13 protein-coding genes are annotated in these 24,018 nt (G+C 59.6%); 1 reads left to right on the top strand and 12 read right to left on the bottom strand.

The window, feature by feature from the left end:
- Window positions 1-51 precede the first annotated feature (51 nt).
- The 6 genes from RMQ97_RS02180 to RMQ97_RS02155 all read right to left on the bottom strand — a co-directional run bounded on the left by RMQ97_RS02180 (window position 52) and on the right by RMQ97_RS02155 (window position 10,632).
- Entirely contained in the window at window positions 52-2,931 is a 2,880-nt protein-coding gene (locus RMQ97_RS02180) for a TonB-dependent receptor (RefSeq protein WP_413659189.1), read from the bottom strand.
- A gap of 136 nt (window positions 2,932-3,067) precedes the next feature.
- Window positions 3,068-4,069: a FecR family protein gene (locus RMQ97_RS02175; protein WP_413659188.1), complete on the bottom strand. Its 1,002-nt coding sequence runs from the start codon at window positions 4,067-4,069 to the stop codon at window positions 3,068-3,070.
- Complete coding sequence (locus RMQ97_RS02170; RefSeq protein WP_413659187.1) at window positions 4,069-4,590, bottom strand: RNA polymerase sigma factor; 522 nt, start codon at window positions 4,588-4,590, stop codon at window positions 4,069-4,071. The genes RMQ97_RS02175 and RMQ97_RS02170 overlap by 1 nt, the downstream gene beginning before the upstream one ends.
- Before the next feature lie 293 nt (window positions 4,591-4,883).
- Window positions 4,884-6,419, bottom strand: coding sequence for a tryptophan halogenase family protein (locus RMQ97_RS02165; RefSeq protein ID WP_413659186.1), 1,536 nt, complete (start codon window positions 6,417-6,419; stop codon window positions 4,884-4,886).
- A gap of 59 nt (window positions 6,420-6,478) precedes the next feature.
- Window positions 6,479-9,469, bottom strand: coding sequence for a TonB-dependent receptor (locus tag RMQ97_RS02160; protein ID WP_413659185.1), 2,991 nt, complete (start codon window positions 9,467-9,469; stop codon window positions 6,479-6,481).
- A gap of 104 nt (window positions 9,470-9,573) precedes the next feature.
- Window positions 9,574-10,632, bottom strand: coding sequence for a LacI family DNA-binding transcriptional regulator (locus RMQ97_RS02155; protein WP_413659184.1), 1,059 nt, complete (start codon window positions 10,630-10,632; stop codon window positions 9,574-9,576).
- A gap of 417 nt (window positions 10,633-11,049) precedes the next feature.
- On the opposite strand from RMQ97_RS02155, the gene RMQ97_RS02150 reads away from it, so the two are divergent.
- The gene (locus RMQ97_RS02150) at window positions 11,050-13,572 is read left to right on the top strand and encodes a glycoside hydrolase family 3 N-terminal domain-containing protein (protein WP_413659183.1); all 2,523 of its coding nucleotides are present in this window, start codon (window positions 11,050-11,052) and stop codon (window positions 13,570-13,572) included.
- 103 nt (window positions 13,573-13,675) lie between these two features.
- Here the strand turns inward: RMQ97_RS02150 and RMQ97_RS02145 are convergent, their stop codons facing one another.
- The 6 genes from RMQ97_RS02145 to RMQ97_RS02120 all read right to left on the bottom strand — a co-directional run bounded on the left by RMQ97_RS02145 (window position 13,676) and on the right by RMQ97_RS02120 (window position 23,830).
- The gene (locus RMQ97_RS02145) at window positions 13,676-14,713 is read right to left on the bottom strand and encodes a LacI family DNA-binding transcriptional regulator (RefSeq protein WP_413659182.1); all 1,038 of its coding nucleotides are present in this window, start codon (window positions 14,711-14,713) and stop codon (window positions 13,676-13,678) included.
- An 18-nt stretch (window positions 14,714-14,731) separates the two neighbouring features.
- Window positions 14,732-16,084, bottom strand: coding sequence for an MFS transporter (locus RMQ97_RS02140; protein WP_413659181.1), 1,353 nt, complete (start codon window positions 16,082-16,084; stop codon window positions 14,732-14,734).
- Between the two features lie 26 nt (window positions 16,085-16,110).
- A complete protein-coding gene (locus tag RMQ97_RS02135; RefSeq protein ID WP_413659180.1) occupies window positions 16,111-17,436 on the bottom strand; it encodes a GntP family permease in 1,326 nt (441 codons plus the stop codon).
- Complete coding sequence (locus RMQ97_RS02130; protein ID WP_413659179.1) at window positions 17,436-18,455, bottom strand: SMP-30/gluconolactonase/LRE family protein; 1,020 nt, start codon at window positions 18,453-18,455, stop codon at window positions 17,436-17,438. Before RMQ97_RS02130 ends, RMQ97_RS02135 begins: the two co-directional genes overlap by 1 nt.
- Complete coding sequence (locus RMQ97_RS02125) at window positions 18,455-20,788, bottom strand: glycoside hydrolase family 3 N-terminal domain-containing protein (protein WP_413659178.1); 2,334 nt, start codon at window positions 20,786-20,788, stop codon at window positions 18,455-18,457. The genes RMQ97_RS02130 and RMQ97_RS02125 overlap by 1 nt, the downstream gene beginning before the upstream one ends.
- 75 nt (window positions 20,789-20,863) lie before the next feature.
- Complete coding sequence (locus RMQ97_RS02120; RefSeq protein WP_413659177.1) at window positions 20,864-23,830, bottom strand: TonB-dependent receptor; 2,967 nt, start codon at window positions 23,828-23,830, stop codon at window positions 20,864-20,866.
- Between the last annotated feature and the right edge of the window lie 188 nt (window positions 23,831-24,018).

Raw genomic sequence — 24,018 nt, 5'->3', positions numbered from 1 at the left:
AACGGGACGGGCCATGACATGCACGGCCCGCCCCTTACATCACGGGTCAGACTAGAAGCGGTAACCCACACTCAGCGTGTAGATCGAGCCTTCGAACTCGTAGTCCGAAAGCCGGTCCGTCGTGTCCCAGTAGTCGTAGCTGACCTCTTCAGTGAGGTTGAGCGCGTCAAAGGACAGGTTCAGACCGTTTTCGAACCGATAGCGCATGGCAAAGTCCAGACGCCCCTGATCGGCCGTATACTCGGCGTTCTGGCCATCGTCCTGAGATGACTGAACCAGCAGGAAATCATCGCGGAAGTTATAGGCCAGACGCGTGGAGAACCCGCCTTGCTCATAATAACCGACGATGTTGTAGGCATGTTCCGACGCACCCGGGAAGGTGAAGGTATTGCCGAACGCATCGGTGAACTCACTATCCGTATAAGTATAGTTCACCAGGCCACCGAAATTGGACCAGAAACCCGGCAGGAAGCTGAATGGGGTCTGGATACCCACTTCCAGGCCCTGGATTGTCGCCTCACCCCCATTGATGAAGGTATCGATTTCATAGGTACCCGAGGTGCCATTGCCGAAATCATAGTCTTCATTGATGGAAACCGGAGCGATGAAGTTCTCGACATCCTTGTAGAACAGTGCCGCCGAGATCAGGCCCTCGCCCGTCTCACCGAAATAGTATTCGACACCGGCGTCGTACTGCCAGGCCTCGAACGGATCCAGCTCAGGATTTCCGCGCTCGCCCTCGAAGTCTTCCGAATTGATGTCCAGACCCGGATTGATCTCGTTGATCGTCGGGCGGCTCAGAGCGCGCGAGATCGCAAAGCGGAACTGAAGATCGGTGTTGGCCGTAGGAGACACAAGCAGGTTGAAGGAGGGCAGAATGTCCGTATAGGACCGATCCAGCGTGCGATCATCATCAAGGAGGATTTCCTCCGTCGCCGTGTCGATATCGACCCGACCCGAGCCTTCAAACGACGTTTCGACAACACGGACACCAACATTACCGCGCATGTTCAGCGCGCTGTTTTCGACGGTGTAGTTCGCCATGCCGTAGACGGCGACGGTGTCTTCCGTGATCGTCCAGAGGTTTTCGTCATTGAAGCTGAAAGGTTCGCTGGACGGATTGTCCTCGTAGAGCGGGACCGGGTCGACGGATGGCCATTCGGTCACAAAGCCGGACGGGGTCTGGCCATGGCCGTAGGACCCGTCGATCACAAAAGGCTGTCCATCGGCATAGGTCAGACCGCTCGTATCACCGGAAATCGCACCCTGGCGACGGTCAAACTCGGACGATGCGATGCGCGCCCCGAATTCGATGGAGGTGAACATGCCCGAGCCTGCGCCCAGATCATACTCAACATCCAGCTCGGCATCGCTCTCTTCCAGACCGATGATCCGGCGCTGGAGCTGAATGCGGCGGAAATCGATATCCCCCAGGTCAAGGGTCAGCGGGCCGGCCGTGACAACCGGGAAGAGCACATTGTCTTCCAGGGAATAAGTGCCAAAACCCTTCTTGTCGTCGATCCGGGCGTCTGCGCGATATTCCACGAAATCCTCTTCAGATTCCGTGATGCTGATCTCGCCCTGGACATGCCAGCGATTGCGGTCCCAGTTGAAACCGGTGGTCAGGCCCTGCGTAACGATATCTGCCTGGCGGGTGAAACTGCGGAATTCCACACGCGGCGCCGCGAACGTGCCAGCAATGATCGAACCGTTATCATTGACGACCAGATCCGTCGGGTCGGTCTTGCCGCGCGTCCAATCAATCTGCAGACGCGAACGGTCTTCTTCACGCTCCTCGGAGGTGTAGAGCAGATCGGCGAAGACTTCGAGATTATCGTTCGGCTGGAATTGGAGGTTCAGGTTCATGTTGAGCTTCGGCGCCGTGCCCTGACGCTGTTCGAAGCGGTGACGCTCAGCAAAGGCGGCATCGCCAAGCTCACGCCAACCATTCGTCGACTGGACCTTATCGATACGACGATCACGCTCTTCCCAGGTGCCGGCCAGCAGCACACCGAAACGCTCGTCCGCGGTCAGGTCGGAATAAAATACAGATACAGCCGGCTCGGCCTCGTCGCGCAGATCCGCGTCTGTATAGGCCAGGTCGAAACCGAAGGTACGCTCGCCAATATCCAGCGGACGTGGCGTGTTGAGACGCACAATACCGCCAACACCGCCTTCGACATCCGCGGCCGTCGGGGATTTGATCACTTCGATGGAGTTGTAGAGATCGGAATTGAACACGGATAGAACAGACTGACGCTCCGGATTGGCGCTGTCGATCGTCACCGATGTTGTCCGACCATTGACTTCCACACGCGTGAAGGTCGGGCTCAGACCCCGAACGGCGACACTTTCACCTTCGCCGTTATTCCGCGTGATCTGCACGCCGGTGATCCGCTGAACAGCCTCGGCGATGTTTTGATCCGGAAACTGACCAATATCTTCTGCCGTAATGGCATCAAGCACCTGATCCGCATTCCGCTTCGTCTCGATCGAGGAAGCGAAGGAAGAACGGAAGCCTTGAACAACAATTGTTTCGGTGGGTTGTTGCGGCTGCGACACCGGGGCCGGAGCAGTCTGGCGTGCGGCTTGACCGGCGCGAATGATCACCGTGTCGCCATTGAACGTGGCTGTCAGCGGCGCCCCGCCTATCACGGCCTCGATGGCCGTGCGCGCATTGCTGTCGCCATCGAAACCGTCTGAACGCAGACCGCTCAGATCAGCCGGATTGGCAATCAGCTGCAATCCCGCCTGACGGGCGACATTGGCCAGAGCGTCGGACATGCTGCCGGCCGCAACCGAATAGCGCGTCGTCTCGTCCTGCTGGACAGACAGGGCCAGGGCCGGAGTGGCCAGCGCCGGAGCGCCCAGAAGAAGAGCTGCGGACGCAATCAAGCGGGCCCGCGTGGAAACTTTACAGGTGACGGTCATTTGATCCCCCAACACATGGCCGCCACAGCGCGGCCGATCAGACTGCGCCGGGTAAGACGCCCCTAACCCCGCAAACCGGACAGGGAATTGAATGAAAGTTTAACGACACACTTCGCAAATGTCGGAAAAGGTCAACTCAGTCACGCGATCGCAGCTGGATCGTCTGTTCGTTTTCCTCGAGCTGAAGATCATACAGAAGGGCCAGATTGTTCAACACTTCAACCGGTTGATCGAGGCGGAACCGACCGGACAGGGTCAGATCCGACAGGCTCTCGTCAAATTCGATCTCCCGGCTGGAATATCGCTGCAATTCCTCTTCCAGACGTGTCAGCGTGATCAGTTCCGTTTCGAACCAACCCTGCATCCAATCGGGCTCATCCACGCCCGGCAACGCCGTGACCACACGCTCGCCGCCGTGCGGCTGAGTTACCCGTGTGGCCCGCGTGAAGACCGGTGCGTCCGCACTGGCCTCTCCCGGTTCAAACAATTGAACCCGGCCCTCATAGACACTCAGTTCGAAGACATCTCTCTGGCGATCAATATTGAAGCGCGTGCCCAGAACCCGAACAATCTGCGATCCAGCCACCACCATGAACGGGCGTGTCGCATCGGAGGCCACATCAAAATAGGCCTCACCCCGATCCAGGTGAACCTGGCGCTGCCCCGCCGTCAGCCGGACCCGCACCGCTGAATCAGCGCTCAGGCGAATGACACTGTCGTCGGGAAGCGTAACATCGCGGGTTTCACCGCGCGCCGTGTCATAGGCCAGCACAATGTCTGATACCGCCGGGCGGCTGGATGAATTGAGGGAAGGCACACCGATCACAAATGCCAGCATCACACTGGCGGCCACAGCCAGGCCGGCCGTTGCACCGCGCCATGTCGTCCACCAGCGGGACGGTCCGGCCGTGATCGCAGAATCCGACTGCTCTTCAACGGGGTCAGTGGTAAAACCGGCCAGCACCTCATCCAGCTCCGGTGCCCGGTACAGATCCCGACACAGCTCGAACTCTTCCAGGTGCTCGGGGCTTTCATCCAGCCAGGCGCGCAGTGCGGCCGTTTCCGCACCGTCCAGCCCGGCTTCCTGGGCAATCACCCAATCCAGAGCGGTTTTTCGAATATCGTGTTCAGTCATCATCAAGAATGGCCCTCCTCACGAAGAGAGGGCGGCAGGGCGTGTTCATCCATGCCCTTACGTAGATCTCCCAGGGCCCGAGTGAGGTGTTTTTCAACACCGGCACGGGACAAGCCCATCGACGAGGCGATCGCATCATAGCTTTCACCCTGCACACGTCGGCGCAGAAGAACTTCACGTCGGCGAGGCGAGAGGCTGGCGATAACCTGTTTGAGGAGGTCCAGCCGCTGACGGTCCATGACCACCTGTTCGGAACACGGCGCCGTATCCGGCAGGTCACTGTCGATCGGCGTGTGATGCCGACGACCGGCCTTGCGGAACTGACTGCGCACAACATTTTCTGCAGCCTTGTAGGCCAGTGCGCGCATCGAACGGACATCGGCTCGGCTGGAATACTCATAGAGACGCGTCATCGTATCCTGGGTCAGATCCTCTGCCAGGTCACGATCGCGCACGCGCTTCAGGATATACGCAAAGATATCCTTGCGGTGCGATGCGGTGAGTTCCGTATCCAGGTCCGCCATGCCCGGCCGCTCCTCGGTCCCATCAGTCGCCTTATGGGTGGTAGCCGTCTTTTGCGACGATCCGTTTACGGCACCGGGCACAAGGCCCAACTCCCGAAGCAGTCTGTCAGATCCTGGATTGTAGGGAGTGCCGGACATAACCTTTGATCGCCTGCCTTTGCGCATGTGACACAGACTAGACGCGGCATGGACGCAAAACCGGACAGCAACAGAATGCTTTTTTGCAGGGAAGGTCAGTGCCGCCCGGAGCGATCACCATGCTTCGGGGCAGGCCGAGACCGGATGCCGAGCGTTTAGGCCGTCTCCGACACGGGGGCACCCGACATCGCCTGGATAAGCTGGTCATGGCGCGGCAGCGCATACACCGTCTGGTCGATACGCGTCTTCTGATCGGTCATTTCGGCTGCCAATGCGTCCAGCGACATGTTGTCCACGAGCGGGTCCCAGGTCACGGGGACAATGCCCTGTCCGATGAACACCGCGACCCAGCTGGTCTCGGTGAACAGGTCCACGGTCCGCAAGGGCACACGCCCTGTTTCTTCAAACAAAGCAATACGCTCTGCCAGGGCATCGGGAATATCCATGTCCGCGACATGGCGCCAGAAGGCCGTATCACGACGGCGCGTGGCCTTGTAATGAAGGATCAGGAAATCACGAATGGAATCAAATTCGGCAACAGCGAGATCATTATAGGCCCGGGTGTTAGCGACCTCACAACGACGGTCCGGGAAATGGTCGAGCAATCGCGTCAAAGCGGTCTGAATCAGGTGGATGCTGGTTGATTCCAGGGGTTCGAGAAAACCACTGCTCAGCCCCACAGCCAGGCAATTCTTGTCCCACATCACCGCCCGACGTCCGGTTCGGAAGGGGATAAAGCGCGGCTCGGCGATCAACTCTCCGTCCAGCCCCTCGATAAACTCAGCCTCAGCCGCAGCCTCATCGATGAAATCGGAGGCGTGGACATATCCCTGTCCCAGACGGTGCTGCAGGGGAATACGCCATTGCCATCCGGCCGACCGTGCCGTTGAACGTGTATAGGGCAGTCTGGGTCCTGAACGTTTGGCGGGCGCTGCCACAGCACGATCGCACGGCAGCCAGTGTTTGAAGTCCACAAAGGGCACACCCAGTGCCTCACCCAGCAGCAGGCTACGCTGTCCGCTACAGTCCACATAAAAGTCCGCAGCGATCTGTCGACCATTGGCGAGGCGTACCGATTGAATGAAACCGGTCTGCGCATCGAGATTCACCGTCTCGACACGCCCTTCAATCCGGACAACGCCCAGCCCTTGCGCATGATCCCGCAAAAGCTTGGCATAAAGCCCGGCATCGAAGTGATAGGCCGAGGTCAGCGTCGACTGACACTGCGTGGGATCGGGATGCGGTAGTCCGCAGCGACCGGAGAGCGCTGCTTTTGAGCACAGGGAGAAATCCGACAGATCCGCATCTAGTCGACCCGTGGCGGCCAGGCGGGCCCATTTGTGATGAGTATAACGTGTGTTCAGATTCGCGCCATAAACCCCGAACGGATGGAAATAACGCTGCCCGGGTTCCAGCCAGTCCACAAACTCAATGCCCAGTTTGAAACTGGCTGATGCTTCGGCAAACAAGCGGCGATCATCCAGTCCGATCAGCTGATTGAATTGCCGGATGGGAGGAATGGTTGCCTCTCCCACACCGATAGTCGGAATGTCCGGGGCTTCAACCAATTCGATCCGGCATCCGCTGCCATGCAGGGAACGGGCGAGAAGAGCGGCTGACATCCAGCCCGCTGTTCCTCCTCCCACGATCAGAATCCGGGAGAGCGTGTCAGGCCGACGAGCATGGGTCATGGCAGTCTCATAGAAGAAAAAGGCGGCGGGGTTAGACCCCCACCGCCCCAACAGACGGATTATCCGCCAAAGGTATAGCGCGCGCCAAACATGTAGCGAGCGCTGCCAGAGGAATAGGTGAAGGGAAGATTGTCATACTGGAGGTACTGGCTTTGCTCCTCCTCGGTCAGATTGACCCCTTCCGCCGTCAGCAAGAGACCCGGCATCACCTCGAAGGCCACCTGGGCATCGAGCTGACCATAGGCACGGTTCCAGATGCCGAATGTGCGTGTGCCCGCAGATCCGTCATTGAAGCCGAAATTGCTGTCGAAGCTCTCGTCGCGCCAGGAATAGGCGGCCCGAGCCTGCAGACGGTCCCGCTCGTAATAAACCTGGGCATTGAAGGCATGTTCGGCCACGCCCGGGATCGGCAGGTTATCGTCGACATCATTGAAGAACGGCGATTCAGAGTCTGAATACGTGTAGTTCACGATGAAGCCGAAGCCGTTATCATAGCTGTTCTGGATACCCAGTTCGAGACCCATGATCTCGCCACCCTCGCCATTGACCGGACGGGTGACCGGACCTTCACGCCCGCCTGCCTGGTCATTGACGAATTCCGGACGCGTTTCATTGAGAATGAAACTGTCCACATCCTTGCGGAAGAAGGTGACAAAGGCCAGCCCGCTCTCGGCGAAGTAATACTCCACAGCGAGGTCAAACTGATTGGCCCGATACGGATCCAGGGTCGGATTGCCGGATGAGCCATTGGTGAAGGTGAACAGGTCGGACACCGGATCGCGGGTAAACTCAAACGCCGATCCTCGGCCCAGTTCGAACAGGTTCTGACGGGCCACCACACGGGCGCCGGCCGCGCGCACCTTGATCGAGTCAGTCACATCCAGCACCGCATTCACGCTCGGCAGGATATCCGTATAGTCACGCGACGTGATCGTGCGTTCGGCATTCGCCGTCACACCATTCCAGCTGTCCGTGCCGAAATAGGTCGGGCTGAACGGCGCCTGCCCCTGATTAACCGTCAGCTCGGTGTTCACAATGCGCGCACCGGCATTCAGGTGAAAACGGTCATCAACCCCGCCGACATCCATCATCAGATAGGCAGAGGTGGTTTCCTCGCCGATCACAAAGCTTTCCAGCGGTTCTTCGAAGAAGCTGAACGGCGTGTTGGGATAAAGCGCCTGAATCCACCCCAGCGCATCGCTCATCTGGCTGCGATCCTGGACGAGAACCGTGCCATTGCCGGCCGTGCCGCTGTCCCAGAACCCGCTGATGGTCTCGACCCGGCCCGGGTTGGAGACGAAGGTTTCAAAGGGTGTGATCAGAGGCGGAGAATCGCCAAACCGGTTGGTACAGCCATTGGGTGCCGTGCCTGCACCACGCCCCGGCGTGGCTGCGGGAAGCTGACAGGACCGGAAACCGATAGCGCCATCCTGGAAGTAGCCGTAAGGGGTCCAGTTCTCACCAAAATCAAGACCGCTCAACTCACCCAGACCGGAATAATCAGCGAGATAACGGCCAGCCGTATAGTCGATCTCGCGATCCGAATAACGCGCCCCGAAGGAGAACATCACATCCGTATTGGTGATGAAGTCCGGGGTGTATTCAAAATCGAGACGGGCCGAGGTGTTTTCCATTTCGGCGCGATCACCGAAGGCCCAGTGCGATTTGAAATAGCCGTAATCAGGGTTGGAGAAGAGGTCCTGCACGTCCACCAGCGAGAAGGACGGCAGCGTGCCGCCATTATTATCGTAGGTGAAAAGGAAATTCGCCGGCGCATTGGGATTGGCAGGCTGATGACTGTATCCGGTCGGTGAGGACGGATCCGCTGTCGGTACGTTATAGCGCGTGTAGCGTACATCACTATTGGCGGAGTTGGATTCCTGATCGGCCATGGCATGGGCGATAGAACCGGACACGCGCAGCTGGTCGCTGGCATCATAGTCGAAGGCCAGCCGGAAATTGTCCGTCTGCGCTTCAAAATTCTTCACGAAGGAAATCGCCTCCGCGGAATTCGCGATGAACGTGCCCGATTGCAGCACACCATTGCTGTCAATCTCGTAGGGGCGACTGGTGTCCAGGCCTGGGCTTTCCACGGTGAACGGGAATTTGAGAGAGGCTTCCTCTGTCAGGATCTCCAGGTCGGAGTGGAACCAGTCAGCGGTGATCTCCAGACGGTCGGTCGCCTGCCAGGCAAGGCTCAGGGACGCACCCAGCCGTTCACGCTCCTGAAAGCGATCGGTGGCGTAGCGATACTCCGGCGCGAAGTAGTCTGTCGGCACGCTGGCTGCGTCACCACGGTCCGAAAAGGCCCAGTTGCCCCGGTTCTGACCGCCCAGATAATCGGTCTGTATATCCTGACGATCATAGGACAAGGTCCCGATGACCGCGAAACGGTCATCGAAATTGTATCCGAGCGCCGCGGCACCGGTCGGACGCAGATCGTCCACTTCCGAACTGAACGAGAAGCGCGCATTGCCCGCCGCCAGCAATTCATCCGGGTTGAGATCCAGCGGATTTCGGGTTTGCAGATCAATAAGACCGCCCACACCGCCTTCAACCAGGGACGCATTCGGCGATTTATAGACATTGACGCCCGCCAGCAGTTCGGACGGAATACCTTCGAGCGAATTGATCTCCCGGTCGCGCCCCTCACCGATCGTGAACAACTCCATCCCCGTCAGGAATGTATCGCCGTTCAGCACGGTTTCGTTCTGCTCAAGCCCCCGGATACGGACGCGTGTGCCTTGACCGTTTTCGCGGTCAATCTGGATGCCCGGCAGGCGCCCCAGGGATTCCGCGATATTCTGGTCGGGAAACTTGCCGATATCCTCGGCCGCGATGGCCTCAACCAGCTCGTTTGAGTTTCGACGTGTGTCCAGGGCATCCTGAACCGCCTGGCGGAAACCAAGAACCCGGATGGTATCAGCGATCTCGGTCGTTTCTGCCTCGTCCTGAGCCAGTGCCACGCCGCTCCCCAACGACATGGCAATCGCCAAAGCCGAGACCCCCGCCAAACGCGCAGGCCGCTTTGTTGTCAGCACAAACTTCATAGTGTCCTCCCACTTGCACTGTTGTCATATTTGTTATTTTGACAACGTTATCATGCTCAGATGAGGCAAATCAATTAGATTCTGACAACGAAAGACAATTTTGGCTATTGCTTTGTTTTAATAGATTTATCGCTGATTGAATCGCGTTCAACCAGGGAATAGGAGATCATTCCCGGAGACAATTCAGGCGCGTCCACAGACGCACCGATAACGGGAATACCGCCTAACTTTTCAATCAGAAGCCGTGCTGCCAACCGTCCATATTCGACCAGCGGCTGATGAACGGTAGTGATCGCTGGCCACGTCTTGTCGGCGATCTCGGAATCATCAAATCCGACAACGCTCAGCTCTGCGGGCAAATCCAGACCTGCACGGTGGCCCGCCATGATGACGCCGGCAGCCATATCATCATTGGCTGCGAATACAGCGGTGGGACGATCCTCCATTGCCAGAAGCGCTTCTCCGGCCGCCAGGCCCGATGGAAATTCGAAATTACCCGGCAACACCCATTCCGGGTTGAATGTCAGACCCGCCGCGTCCAGAGCGTCGCGATACCCGCGAAAGCGCAAATGCGTGGCCGCCTGATCTTCCTTGCCGCGCAAGAAAGCGATTTTCTCATGTCCCGCTGCAATCAACAGATCGGTCAGCTGTTGTGCAGCGGCCTGTTCATCAATGGCGATGGTAATCGGGGATTCAATCCCGTGTGTCGGCCCGATCCGCGCCACGGGAATGTCAAACTCGGACAGAATTCCGGCTACGCGTTCATCGTTGGAGAGCGGCGGCACCAGAATCAATCCATCCGGCTTCGCCTGGTTGAGTATACGCGACAGCTCGTCATGCAATTCCGACCAGGTGCGCTTGGACACACCCTCCAGCAGGGCGATCACCAGCTGATAGCCCGATGTCTGGCAGACATCGATCGCTCCGAACTGGATAGCGTTAACATAATTGCTTCGATCAGAGTGGGAGAGGAGTTGCAGATTATAACTCCGATTGGACCGCAAACGTCGCGCCGAAGCCGACGGGACGTAACCCACTTCCTCAGCGGCGGTCTTCACTCTTTCCCGCAAGACATCTTTCACATGGGGCTCATTGTTCAGAACACGCGAGACGGTTTTTAGCGAAACGCCGGCCTTTTTCGCGACATCAATCATGCGCGCCATGCATCATCCTTTCAAAGTCCCATGACAACCGGCGACGGGGTGGACACCCCTGACCGATTCTCCCTGACGATACTGGCCGTTCCCCCAGCCTGCTCGTATCAAAAACCATGCGCAGAAATACTCTCCTCGGCAAGGTGCGGACTGTCAGTCGCACGCTGTAGCGCGTACCTGCCCGTCCCTGCCCCACAGGACACAGCGACTTCGCCACAAACTATGACAACGACGGCCAACATCAAGATAACGCCTGATCACCTCTGCGTTTAACGGCCATTCATGACCGCAATTAGGACCAAGGGAGAAACTGGCAAGGCCGGCTCGGTTCACTTTGACATCGCTGTCATAGTCGGGCATGGTGCCCCTCAACTCAGCCTTGGCGGCAATGCACCGCCCGCACGTTACGTCCTTGGGAGGATAATAATGACGACGCCCCTGTCCCGGTTCTGCCAGGTCTCCAGCCTTGCGCTTCTGACCGCCCTGGCGGCTTGCGCCCAATCTGAAACGCTCAATACCGAACAGGGAGAGACCCAGGCTGAGGTGCAGGAAGCCGCCCCGCAGGCGACGCCCTCAATGTCCGCCATCGCCAATCCTGACACCTGGCCGGCCCTGCCTGCCGCACCACTGGATCCGGCTGTAGAGGCGCGGATCGACAGCATCATGGCGCAAATGACGCTGGAGCAGAAAGTCGGACAGATCATCCAGGCCGATAGCGGTTCTGTCACCCCGGACGAGGTGCGTGACTATCATCTGGGTTCTGTGCTCAGCGGAGGCAATTCTGCGCCGGGCCCACTGCCCTATGCTGATACCGGGACCTGGCTTGCCGCTGCGGATGCCTATTTCGACGCATCTATCGATGACAGCGCTGTCGAATTGGCTGTTCCGATCATCTGGGGCATTGATGCCGTGCACGGACATGCCAACCTGCGCGGTGCCACGGTCTTCCCGCATAACATCGGACTGGGCGCTGCCAGAAACCCAGATCTGATCGAGGAGATCTACCGGGTAACCGCGCTTGAATTGCTGGTCTCCGGCCATGACTGGACGTTTGCCCCCACTCTGGCGGTCCCGCGCGATGACCGATGGGGTCGCACCTATGAAGGTTTCTCCGAGGACCCTGCAATCGTCGCCGACTATGCACCCCGCATCGTCTATGGCCTGCAAGGGCATCCCGGTCAGGATGATTTCCTGGGCGAAGGCCGTGTCCTGTCCAGCGCCAAGCATTTTCTCGCTGATGGCGGCACTCAGAATGGTCGTGACCAGGGAGATGCGCTGATCTCGGAGACCGAACTGCGCGACATCCATGCGGCAGGCTATTACACGGCCATTCCTGCGGGTGTTCAAACGGTCATGGCCTCTTTCTCGGGCTGGAACGGCATCCGTATGCACGGCAATGAAAGTCTGATGACCGGCGTTCTGAAGGACCGCATGGGATTTCAGGGTTTCATTGTGGGTGACTGGAATGGCCACGGCCTGATTGAGGGCTGTACCGCAACGGACTGCCCGGAAAGCCTCAATGCCGGGCTCGATATGTACATGGCTCCCGACAGCTGGCGAGGCCTGTGGCACAGCACACTGGCCCATGTTCAGTCCGGCGAGATTCCGATGGAACGTCTGGATGATGCCGTGCGACGCATCCTGCGTGTCAAAATCAATATGGGGCTCTTCGAGATGCCCCGCCCGAGCGAACGTGTTTACGCCGGGCGCGAGGACCTGCTGGGCTCGGACGAACACCGGGCCATCGCGCGACAGGCGGTTCGCGAAAGCCTTGTCCTGCTTAAAAACAACGACCAGCTCCTGCCCCTGGATGCCGGCAGCCGTGTTCTGGTGATCGGACCGGATGCCGACAATATCGGAGCAGCCGCGGGGGGCTGGACCCTGTCCTGGCAGGGGGGCGACTTCCCCAACTCCGAATTCCCCAATGCGGATAGCATCCTGTCCGGCATCGAAGCGGCCGTGACCGAGGCGGGCGGTGAACTTTTCTATGATGCAGACGGAACGAGCGAAATTGAGGCCGATGTCGTCATCGCTGTGTATGGCGAACGCCCCTATGCGGAATTCCAGGGGGATCGTGATCATCTGGACTATCAGTCCACAAGTTTGACACCGCAAACCCTGTCCGCGCATCAGGACGCCGGACGGCCCGTCGTCAGCGTATTCCTGTCGGGCCGCCCCATGTGGACTAATCCCGAAATCAACGCATCGGATGCTTTTATCGCCGCCTGGCTGCCGGGCAGCGAAGGGGCGGGTGTCGCCGACCTGCTCTTCCAGAGTGAGTCGGGTTTTGATTTCACGGGTCGGTTGTCCTATTCCTGGCCCTCGGACGGCCTGGGAGGCCAGCTCAATCGCGGTGATACCGACTACGCCCCGCTGTTTGCGTACGGGTATGGCCTGTCCTTCGGCGACGTCCACCAGCTCGGTCAACTGTCCGAAGAGTCAGGGGTTGAGGTGCGCGACACCAGTTATGTGGAGCAATACTACAGCCAGGGTCAGGCCATAGCGCCGTGGGCCATCTCCACCCGGTCCATGGATGTGAGCGCGACAGATCGCACCGCACAGGAAGATTCCCTTCAGCTGGTCTGGAACGAGGCCGGCGCCGTGATGATGATCGAAGGTCCTGATGCCGTTGATCTCAGCCGTCAGGCCAATGGGGCCATGGAGCTGAGCTTCCAGGCCCGCTCCGTCGGTGCTGAACCTGCACGCATCGCGATCGGTGTGGACTGCGCCGACACGGAATGTGCGGACGCCATCGACATGGAGATCACACAGGGCAACTGGACCGAATACCGGATCAGCCTCTCATGCTTCAGTCAGGCCGGCCGACCGCTGACAGCAATCACCCGCCCCTTCCTGCTCACCACGCGCGATGACGCCGGGCAGATCGGGCTGGGAGACATTCAACTGCGTCCGGATACGGATGCAGCCACAGACTGCGGGAATATCTGATCTTCCCCGTTGGCGCGCCGGGATCCCCCTGCATCTTCCCTCGGATCCCGGCCGCCATTTTTCCAATCTGGCATTGGCGACATCAGAGGTCTCGCAGACCAGATCAGCTAGCATTTGGCGGTGCACCCGCCGAGCTGCGATACACGATCTCGTGGTCGAGAACGCGGTTCAGTGTCTCAGCGCGGACCGGGCCATTGTTTGAGACCAAGCGGATCAGTTCTGACGCTGCAGCCTCCCCGATCTCCAACAGGGGCTGTCGCACCGTTGTCAGAGCTGGCCAAGTCTTGTCGGCCACGTCCGCATCATCAAACCCGACAATTGAAAGATCGTTTGGCACAGAGACACCATTGCGCAATGCGGCCATCAATACGCCAGCAGCCATGTCATCATTCGCGGCGAAAATCGCGGTTGGGGAGTCGTCGAGGCGTATCAAATGTTCTCCCCCGGAAAAGCCCGACGGAAAATCAAATGTCCCGGGCAGGACCAGGGACGGATCCAGATCAATATTCGCCGCCTTCAGCGCGTCCTGGTAGCCGGCAAACCGCTCATGGGTGGCATTCTGGTCTTCCTTGCCGCGGATAAAGGCAATGCGGGTGTGCCCCTGTTGCAGGAGATACTCGACCAGTTCACATGCAGCCTGACGTTCATTGATCCGCACCACAATCGTCGATCCGTCTATCGCCCGGGGATCGACCCGCGCGACGGGTACACCCAGCTGCTGGAGCACTTCCGCCAAACGCCCGTCATTGGACAGGGGCGGCACCAGGATAATGCCGTCCGGACGAGCCGTTTTGACCAGGATTTCCGCGTTTTTGTAGAGCTCGGACCAGTCCATTTTGTCGGCCCCGGCGAGCAAAGACACGATCAGCTGATACCCCAGCGATTGGCAGGCCTGAACCGCGCCAAACTGGATCGCATTGACGTAATTGGAGCGACTGGAATGGCTGATCAGCTGGATGGCATAATTGCGGCTTCCTGCCAGGCGCCGTGCCGATGTACTGGGCACATAACCCACATCCTCGGCCGCACGCCGCACCCGGTCACGGACCTCGTCTTTGACGTGGGGCTCATTATTGAGGACGCGCGAGACCGTTTTCAGCGACACACCAGCACGTTCTGCAATATCAATCATGCGGGCCATGAGATGGATCTCCCGGGGTCAGCGCGTGCGCTTGTCCAGATCGGACACGATCTTGCGATGCTCCTCCTCGGTGAAGGGCAGGCGCAAGACCAGAACCCCTGAGAGCACGACAAGAAGCGGTGGTACAATATAGAGATACAAGCTTAGCCGTGCCAGAGTCTCAGGCAATTGCATACCCAGTTCACGGTCATAACCGATCATAGCGAGCATCAGACCCACAAGAATACCGGCAACACCCCCCGCGGTCTTCTGCACGAAAAGAGACGCGCCAAATACCGCCCCCTCGCGACGCTTTCCCGAATGCCATTGACCAATTTCGATCGCATTGGGGATCAATGCCCAGATATAGACGCCAAACGCTGCATATCCCGCCCCATACCCGAAGATCTGGATGGGAATGCCGCCAACAATAATCGGACCAAACAGGGCGAAAGCCAGGGCGCTGCTGGACAAAACTCCGACTGCCCATAACCAGGCTTGTCGGACCCCGATCACACTGGAGACCACCGTCCAGACCGGCACAGATAGCACGGTCGCCAATGCGTAGGCCGAAAGCACGACTTCCTTCTCCGCAAGAAGGCCCGACGAGGCTTCGAGATAGAAGGAGAGCGGGAGCAGAAAGCTTGAAACAGCTACTGAATTCACAAACAGGAGAAGCAGAAGACGCGAGAGGGCCGGATTTTCCCGCCACTCCCCGATCAGCTTGATAAAGCCACTGCGGGCAGAGGGAGCCTCGACATGGCCAGGTGGCGCTTTTTCACGCGTCCCGAAAAAACAGATCACAAAGGCCACGAAGGCTGTCAAAGCCCCGACAGCGGCCGCACCAAAATAGGCCCAGGCTGCCATGCCCTCTCGCTCACCGAACGTCCGGGCCAGCGGAAAGATAAAACCGGACACCCACAATAAACCTGCAAAGGCAAATCCCATGCGAATGCCAGCGAGCCAGGTCCGCTCACCGGAATCAAAGGTCAGGCGTGAGGCGAGCGCAGCATAGGGCACAGCGACAAACGTATAGGCCGTGCGAAAGAGGATATGCACAACGGTCAGGGTCAGGACCAGCGGCAGGCCTTGCCAGGGCGGTATCCAGAATAACAGGCAGAAGGATCCACCCAGGACCACGCCTCCTACCAGCAGATAGGGCCGATAGGTGCCAAAGCGTGTCCGTGTCCTCTGGGCAAGGTCGGCAACCCACAGATCCGCCAGGGCATCCCAGACCACACCGATAAAGAAGACCAGCCCGGCCGCCCGCGGATCCAGCCCGACCACCTCCACATACCAGAAGACGAGGATGAGAGAGAGTGTATTCCAGAAGATGTTGAGGCCGAAATCCCCGACGCCATAGCCGAGATATCGCCCGAGACGTCCGAGCATGTATCGGCTCCGTTCTGACAACCCTGTCAGAATAGTGCCGATAGTGTGAGCGCGGATGCAAGCCCGCTGATGCCCAGAACACCCGTCGCCAGGGTCCAGCTGCGCAGGGTTTGTGCCTCACTCAAGCCAAACACGCGCGACACCAGCCAAAATCCGGAGTCATTGACATGCGAGAGCGCACTGGCGCCCGCCGCGATCGCTATGGCCAAGCAAGCCAGATCCCAGTTGCCGAGCCCCGCGGTATCCGCAACAGGCGCGATCAGGCCTGCGGCCGTGATCATCGCCACCGTGGCACTGCCCTGGGCGACGCGCACCAGAAGAGCGAGCAGAAAACCGGCCATAATAGGCAAGATACCCAGCCCGAGCGCCCATTGGGCCAGTTGTTCGCCACCACCCGTATCGACCAGAACCTGTTTGAATGCGCCTCCGGCCCCGGTCACCAGAATAACCGCGCCGGTCGGTTCCAGCGCCCGCACCATGCCGGACGCCATGCGCGACCGGACCTCCTCACCCAGGCCTGACACGGCAACAGCCGCCAGGCCGCAGGCGATCATCAAGGCGACAAAGGGGTGGCCGGCAATCCGCATCACATCACGCAAGGGCCCCGGCTCAAGCAGCATCGTGGCGAGGGTGCCCGCCAGTATCAGCCCCAGCGGCTGGAGGATCAGCAAGATAACCAGCCCACCCGATAGCTGTTCACGGTCATGCGCGTGAAACCCGTCGGCATTGTCATCAGCAATACGTTCAGGCAGCCAGTTCAACCGCGACAGTGTAGAGACCAGGACCGGACCGGCCAGAAGGAACGCCGGAAGACCACACACAGCCCCGACAAAAATTACCCAGCCCAGCTCCACACCGAGTATATCGGCGATGGCGACCGGGCCGGGAGTCGGAGGAATAAAGGCGTGGGCCGTAGCCAGTCCGACCAGCAGGGGCAGGCCATAGAGCATGACCGGCCGCTTGACCTTGCGACTGAGCGCCAGCGCGACAGGCGCCAGGATCAACAGCGCCACATCGAAAAAGACCGGAATGGCCGCAACCAGTCCGACAAACCCCAGGCCGGGACCGGACAATCGGGAGCCCGCCAGCCGCCGGGCCAGTCGCTCCAGTCCGCCACTGACCTCGAGCAAGGTGCCGAACAGGGCACCCAGACCGATGATGACCGCGATGAAGCCCAGCGTCCCGCCCATGCCCCGCACGACCGTATCCGTGGCGCTGTCCCAGTCCATGCCGGCCGCGAGGGCTGCAACAAGTGAGACCGCGATCAAGGCGGCAAAGGCCGGAATCTTGAAACGCAAGATCAGGATCAGCAACACCAGAACCGCGAGACCGGTCACGAGAAGCGGAGACATCAACGCACACCTTCACGGCGCAGTTCGAGGCGCAGCAAACGATCATGAGCTGTGATAAACAGAGCTCCGCCATCCTCGCCCAGAGTGCAGTTTGCCGTCGCACTGGCCGTACGGATCCGTGCCAGCACATCACCCGCCTCGGATAACAGCGAGACGCCGCCCGGGGCTGTGGCGAACACCCAACCATTGGGCAAGACGCTCATGCCATCAGGCAGGCCCTGCTCGCCGGCGGCAAGAGCGTCTCGGGCGTCGACCCAGACCTCGCCACCGCTGACACCCCCTTCGGCATCCAGCCGGAAGCGCCGGATCACAGGCGCATCGGGATCAGACTGGGCCACGTAGAGCCATCGTTCGTCGGGCGACAGACCAATTCCATTGGGAAAGGTCATATCGTCGATCAGGCGCACGCAATGCCCATCCGGATCGAGGCGATAGACACCATTCACCGACATTTCCTTGAGCGGCGAGGCATCCAGGCCCTCAAGTCCGTACGGCGGGTCTGTAAAATAGATGGCCCCGGCAGAGGATATCGCCAGATCATTGGGAGAATTAAAGGCCTGCCCATCGAAACGCTCGACCAGCGCCGTACGTTCGCCCGTTTCCGGATCAATCCGTTCAACCCGGCGACGACCGTGATTACAGCCCCACAGCTCGCCCTGCGCATTGCACCACAACCCGTTCAGCCCGGCCTCGCGCATCCCGACGGCCTCTTGTGCGGCAATGCCGGAGGGCTGTTGCCAGACCTGGGTGCCCGTCGGCTCGGACCAACGATAGGCCGTGTTTCCCGGAACGTCCGTAAAATAGAGACACTGACGTCTCTCATCCCAGGCCGGGCCTTCCGACCAGATGTAACCTGAAGACAGAACCTGCGGCCGCATCCCCGGATGGAGCACGCGGCGAGCAGCGCTGTCCCGGATCTCGACCCCCAGCCCACCTGCAGCGTCTACAGACCGCCCCGGGGTACACCCTGCCAGCGCCAGACCGGACAACCCGCCCGCCAGAAGGGTTCTGCGGTCCATCATCGGATCACCTCGACCCGGGTTTCCAGAGCCGTTGCCGGAGCCGAACCGGTCTGCGCCTCAACGATCTGGATCTCACCGCGCGCGCGAATATCCGCGGAGCTGGCACCGATCATCACCTCGATCCGGCCCGCTTCGACCTGCCATCGCCCGGGTGCCTGAAAAATCGCCGTCTGAGCCGGTGTCAAATGAAAGGCGACTTCAACGCTTTCACCCGGAGCGAGCGTGACGCGTTCAAAACCTCGCAATTCGATACGCGGGCGCGCGACACGTGCCACGGGGTCGCGCATATAGAGCTGCACCACCTCATCAGCCTCGCGATCGCCCGAATTGCGCACCGTCACGGACAAGCGATAGCCCGTTTGTGTTTCGCGGACCTCCATCTCGCCATACTCGAACTGCGAATACGCCAGACCATGTCCGAACGGGAAAAGCGGGGTAATGGGTTGGTCCATATAGCGATTGGTGTCGCGCTCAAGATCGGGATGCGCGGGACGCCCGCCCGGATTTTCCGAATAGGTGAACGGCACAGCGCCTGTCGCCCGCGGGAAATTCACCGGCAAGCGACCTGCGGGAGAGACATCACCGAACAGGATGCGCCCCAGGGCCGGGCCGGCCTCTACACCCAACATCCAGCTGACAAGAAGCGCATCAGCCTCCTCGGCCACACGTGGAATGGCCAGAGGCCGACCCGACACCAGAACCACGGTCACAGGCTTGCCCGTCGCGAAGATCGCCTCGGCCAATGCCTGCTGGCTCGGAGGAAGTGCGATATCGGAACGACTACGCGCCTCTCCGGACAGGTCGTAATCCTCACCGATCACCAACACCACGCGGTCGGCCGCTTCAGCAGCCGCGATGGCATCCGGCAGGCCGCTCATATCATCAGAGCGCGGAGCCGCCCCGGCTGCGTAAGACACAGCCATCGCATCACCCGCTTCATGGCGAATGCCATCGAGCAGAGAGACAACATCGTCCGGCCGGCCCTGTGCCCGCCAGCTCCCCAGCTGGGTGGAGGCATCTTCGGCGAGCTGCCCGATCACGGCTATCGAGCCTGCCTCGCGGGCCAGGGGCAAGGTGTTGTTGTCATTCTTCAGAAGAACTATAGAGCGCTCTGCCAACCGCCGGGCTGCGACACGGTGATCCGGGGCGAGCAACTCTGCCGCCTCACGGTCGGTATCGTGGTAGATATAGGGCGTATCAAACAGGCCCAAAGCCTCTTTCCACGCCAGGAGGCGCCCCACCGACCGGTCCAGCGCAGCCAGAAGCGCCGGATCGGCTTCGATGGCTGCTGCCAGGTCCTGCACATAAACGGCGCTGGTCATATCCATGTCCACACCCGCTTCCAGAGCCAGTGCGGCAGCATCCGTCCGGGTCTCGGCCACACCATGATTCATCAATTCCGCGATCGCATTCCAGTCGCTCACGATGAAGCCGTCAAAACCCCACTCATCCCGCAAGACCCCTTCAATCAGATGGCCATTCGCGGTCGACGGTACGCTGGCGATATCGTTGAAGGCGGTCATCATCGAACCGACACCAGCTTGGGTCGCTGCGTGGAAAGGCGGCAGATAAATTTCGTGCAGGCTGCGCTCGGAAATGTCCGCCGTCCCGTAATCGCGCCCCCCGGTTGGCGCGCCATACGCACCGAAATGTTTGGCCGTCGCAAGGATGGTGTCTCCGGCCGCAAGATCGGCGCCCTGATATCCGTTCACCTGGGCGACTGCCATGCGAGAGCCGAGATAGGGATCTGATCCTCCCCCCTCAACGATCCGACCCCATCTTGGATCGCGAGAAATGTCGATCATGGGAGCGAAGGTCCAGTGCAGCCCCGAAGCCGCGGCCTCCTCGGCAGAGATCCGTGCCGCCTCTTCCCAGCCCGCTTCATCCCAGCTGGCCGCCATGGCGATCGGCACAGGAAAAATCGTGCGATAGCCGTGCACCACGTCCATCGCAAACAGGAGCGGAATACCGTGCTCGCTCTCTTCCACCGCAACGCGTTGTAGGGCTTCGAGAGGTTCGGCACCGGCCACATGCAGATAGGAACCCACACCACCCTCTCGCACCCGGTCAAGTTCTTCGGGCGTCAGCCGGGAATTGAGATTGCGCGAACGCCCGCCAGCCGCCTGATGCAATTGACCGATCTTGGCCTCAACCGACATCTCGCTCAGCAAGCGTGTCACACGCGGCGACCAGGCCGATGGCGCCTCTGAAGCTGAAGACTGACCCTCGGCAATCGTTTGTCCGGCCGGATTGTCCGACGGCGAACAGGCCCACAATCCCGCAGACACCATCACCAGGCTCGCGGCGCGAGTCATCCACGCTGCGCTCATGCGCACCTCTCCCATATTTTGTTCTTAAAAAAGCAAAACGGGGCAGCCCGGTCTAAACCAGGCTGCCCCACTGCATCAGAATGTTCCGCGCACCACGAAGGCGAAGCGGCGATCATTCGTGAACGAGTTCCGGGGCGCATTCAGCCCGGTCGCGTCCAGAACGGCGCGAGTTTGTGAGACCTCGTCGAGGAGGTTCACAGCCTGAACACCCACGGTGAAGTAGTCATTCACGGTGTAGAAGAAGGAACCATCCAGCTGACCCGTCGATTCATGTGTGATCGGCGAGAACGGGAAAATCACATCCCGTGTCGTCAACGTGTAGTCAGACCGCCAGTTCCAGGCCAGGCGGGCGGAGAAACGGTCATCTTCATAGAAGCCTACAAAGTTGAACGTGTCTTCCGACAAGAGCGGGAAACCCAACCCGGTCACATCAAAGACCGCGCTGGCACTGCCATTTCCGGCCGTGTTGTCCGGCTGGAGGACCGGGACAGCACTTGCGTCGATATAGGTGTAGTTGATCTGGGTGCCCAGATTGCCAAACAGACCCGGCAGGAAATCATAGGTCTGCTGGTACGCCACCTCGAAGCCCTGGATCGAGCCACTGTCAGGGGCGTTGGCCACACCGTTCACATTGACATCGAACTCGACGCCATTGTTCTCGAAGGTCTGTACCGAGACACCCGGAGTCACGACATCATCCAGGTCCTTGTGGAAATAAGTGAGGGTCAGCGAACCGACATCCGCAAAATACCATTCCACAGCAAGGTCGAAATTGGTCGCTGTGGCCGGGTTCAGATTGATATTGCCCGTCGAGGCCAGCGGACGCAGCCACTGACCGGTCACCGGATCATCCTGACCGATCCGGTCCTGGATCACGAAGTTCGAGCGCGCGAAACCGAAGTCCGGACGATACATGGCCTGGGAGACACCCAGACGCACGATCACATCTTCGGTGACTTCCAGCCGGGCATTCAGGCTCGGCAGGATATTCTCATAACCGTTTTCAGCCGAGAGCGGACGGTTCGTTCCATCTGCCCAGGCCGCGAAAGCGTCCTGCTCGGATTGCGGAAGCAGACAGAAGCCCGGCAAGCCTCCACCACCGCCCGCAGCCGCAGCACAGAAGTCGGTCGGCGAGAGACCATTGAGGAACAAGGCACTATCCGGGAAGGACAGCGCGCCCGCCGCAGTGGTGGTGGTCTCGACATAACGAACACCGAAATTACCGTCCAGATACATGCCGGTGCCCAGGAAATCATCCTGGGCGAAGTTGAACTGGACATAGGCCGCCTGGGTTTCCTGCGTCACATCGGTGATTTCCGACGGCAGGAAAGGTGTGCCTGCGACGACACCGCCGCGTTGCGCCAGCGGCACCCAGCCGCCATTGCCCGCAGCTTCGCGCAAGGCAAAGATCTGCGAAACACCTGCATCATAATTGAACCCCAGCTCGCCCGTGTAGAAGGGGAGACCATTGGGGATGCCATTGTCATAGCCGGAGCGCTGGAAGTTGTCCAAGGTCCGTAATTCGAACGTGCCTGCCGGAATGGCGGCATTGTCGAGCGCGAACGGCGTATTCCATGTGGCCGAGATATTGCCCCAGTTGAAGGTGGAGCGACGCACAATCTGGTCACGCTCGGAGACGCGCACACCGAACTTGATGGATTCCAGCCAGTGGTCACCACTGAAATCGTATTCACCATCCGCCTTGAGAGCCATGAATTCAGACTCATTGTCTGAGAGATGGTCCATCGCCGAGCGGATGTAATAATTGTTCAGATCCTCGAAATACGGATCGGTACCATCGGCCGGAGCGCGGTAGGTCACCAACGGGATATCCGTGGTCGTGTCCAGCGCCGTGTCCGCAAAGAAGGCTGAGTGCAAGGTGACATCAGCCACTTCAGCGGTGGATTCAGCGTATTGGAAGTCGAAATTCGCCCGGAAACGATCCGTCGGCGCCCATTTCAGGTTAAAGCCGAAATCGGTGTTTTCAGACTGGTCCAGGCGCTCGCGGTTGAGCACCAGATTGCGCACCCCATTGAGCGGGAGGCTCGGATCATTGGACCGCCAGCCCACCGATTGTGAGATAACACCGCTCTCGAACAAACCGTTTTCGTCGAAGTTAAAACTGGTGCCCGGAGCGGGGACAATGCCCGGTCCATCATCAATGCTCGGTTCGATCGCGTGTTCGGACCAGGCATTTTCATAGGTCGCGCGGAAGAACTGGGCCGTGGCTTCAAGTTGGCCGTCAGCACTGCTCCACTGAGCCGCAGCCGCGATGCTGGAGCGTTCGCGGTCAAACAATTGCGTCCGGATACCCGCACCGGACGGGACATACTGCCCATTACCGTCACGATCGATATAGTCCGCAATCAGCGTGCCGTCGGCACGAGAATCCAGCTCGGAATACGAGCCACCAATCAGAACACCAAATTCGCTGCCATCATTCATCTCCCAACGCTGGGAGAACACACCGGACACGCCCGGCGTGAACGCCTCGCGCAGATCGGAATAGTTGGCCTCCAACGAGAAGGCGCGGATATTCTCGGCGCTGTCAAACGGCAGGCGCGTATTCAGGTTTACCGTGCCCGACAACCCACCTTCGATCATTTCGGCAGATTGGTTTTTGAACACCTGGACGGATCCCAGCAATTCCGGCGGGATGTCGTTAAAGCCGATCTGCTGGCCATCATCGGCCGAGAACACATCGCGGCCATTCAGCTCACTGCGTGTGAAGGTCAGACCCCGCACCGTGGCTCCGGTCCCCTCAACGGAGAAGTGGTCTGGGTCGTTAGCGCCCTCGAAACGCGTGATATTCACGCCGGGAACTCGCTGCAGGGCTTCCGCCACGGAACGATCCGGCAATGCGCCGATATCTTCAGCCGTCACGGCGTCCATCAGAACGTCCGCATCACGACGCATGGCCTGGGCGTTCTGCAGGCTGGCGCGCACGCCCCGCACCACAATCACCTCGCCCGGCTCAACAGTGTCATCGGACTCTTGCGCATGGGCCGGGACAGCCAGCAAAGCAACGCTCAGAGCCGTCACGGAGGCTCCCGTCGCCAATCGATTGCGCCATGCAGGCCCGGATCCCCGGTAACCGCCTTTAAACATTGATCCTTCTCCCCTGATTCCTGTTTTTTGACAAATTGACAGCGCTGTCAATTTCTGACAACGTTGCCTGAAGACAAAAAAATGTCAATCGTGTGGGTAGAAAATTCGACCGGACCCAAACG

Origin of the sequence: Maricaulis sp. D1M11 (assembly GCF_047308265.1) — a bacterium.
Taxonomy (GTDB): Bacteria; Pseudomonadota; Alphaproteobacteria; order Caulobacterales; family Maricaulaceae; genus Maricaulis.
This window is presented reverse-complemented; position numbering and strand designations above follow the sequence as displayed.

Coding starts and splice junctions, on each gene's coding strand:
- RMQ97_RS02155 (WP_413659184.1), bottom strand. CDS start 10,632: ATGGCGCGCATGATTGATGTCGCGAAAAAGGCCGGCGTTTCGCTAAAA.
- RMQ97_RS02175 (WP_413659188.1), bottom strand. CDS start 4,069: ATGATGACTGAACACGATATTCGAAAAACCGCTCTGGATTGGGTGATT.
- RMQ97_RS02125 (WP_413659178.1), bottom strand. CDS start 20,788: ATGAGCGCAGCGTGGATGACTCGCGCCGCGAGCCTGGTGATGGTGTCT.
- RMQ97_RS02180 (WP_413659189.1), bottom strand. CDS start 2,931: ATGACCGTCACCTGTAAAGTTTCCACGCGGGCCCGCTTGATTGCGTCC.
- RMQ97_RS02165 (WP_413659186.1), bottom strand. CDS start 6,419: ATGACCCATGCTCGTCGGCCTGACACGCTCTCCCGGATTCTGATCGTG.
- RMQ97_RS02145 (WP_413659182.1), bottom strand. CDS start 14,713: ATGGCCCGCATGATTGATATTGCAGAACGTGCTGGTGTGTCGCTGAAA.
- RMQ97_RS02135 (WP_413659180.1), bottom strand. CDS start 17,436: ATGTCTCCGCTTCTCGTGACCGGTCTCGCGGTTCTGGTGTTGCTGATC.
- RMQ97_RS02170 (WP_413659187.1), bottom strand. CDS start 4,590: ATGGCGGACCTGGATACGGAACTCACCGCATCGCACCGCAAGGATATC.
- RMQ97_RS02140 (WP_413659181.1), bottom strand. CDS start 16,084: ATGCTCGGACGTCTCGGGCGATATCTCGGCTATGGCGTCGGGGATTTC.
- RMQ97_RS02150 (WP_413659183.1), top strand. CDS start 11,050: ATGACGACGCCCCTGTCCCGGTTCTGCCAGGTCTCCAGCCTTGCGCTT.
- RMQ97_RS02130 (WP_413659179.1), bottom strand. CDS start 18,455: ATGGACCGCAGAACCCTTCTGGCGGGCGGGTTGTCCGGTCTGGCGCTG.
- RMQ97_RS02160 (WP_413659185.1), bottom strand. CDS start 9,469: ATGAAGTTTGTGCTGACAACAAAGCGGCCTGCGCGTTTGGCGGGGGTC.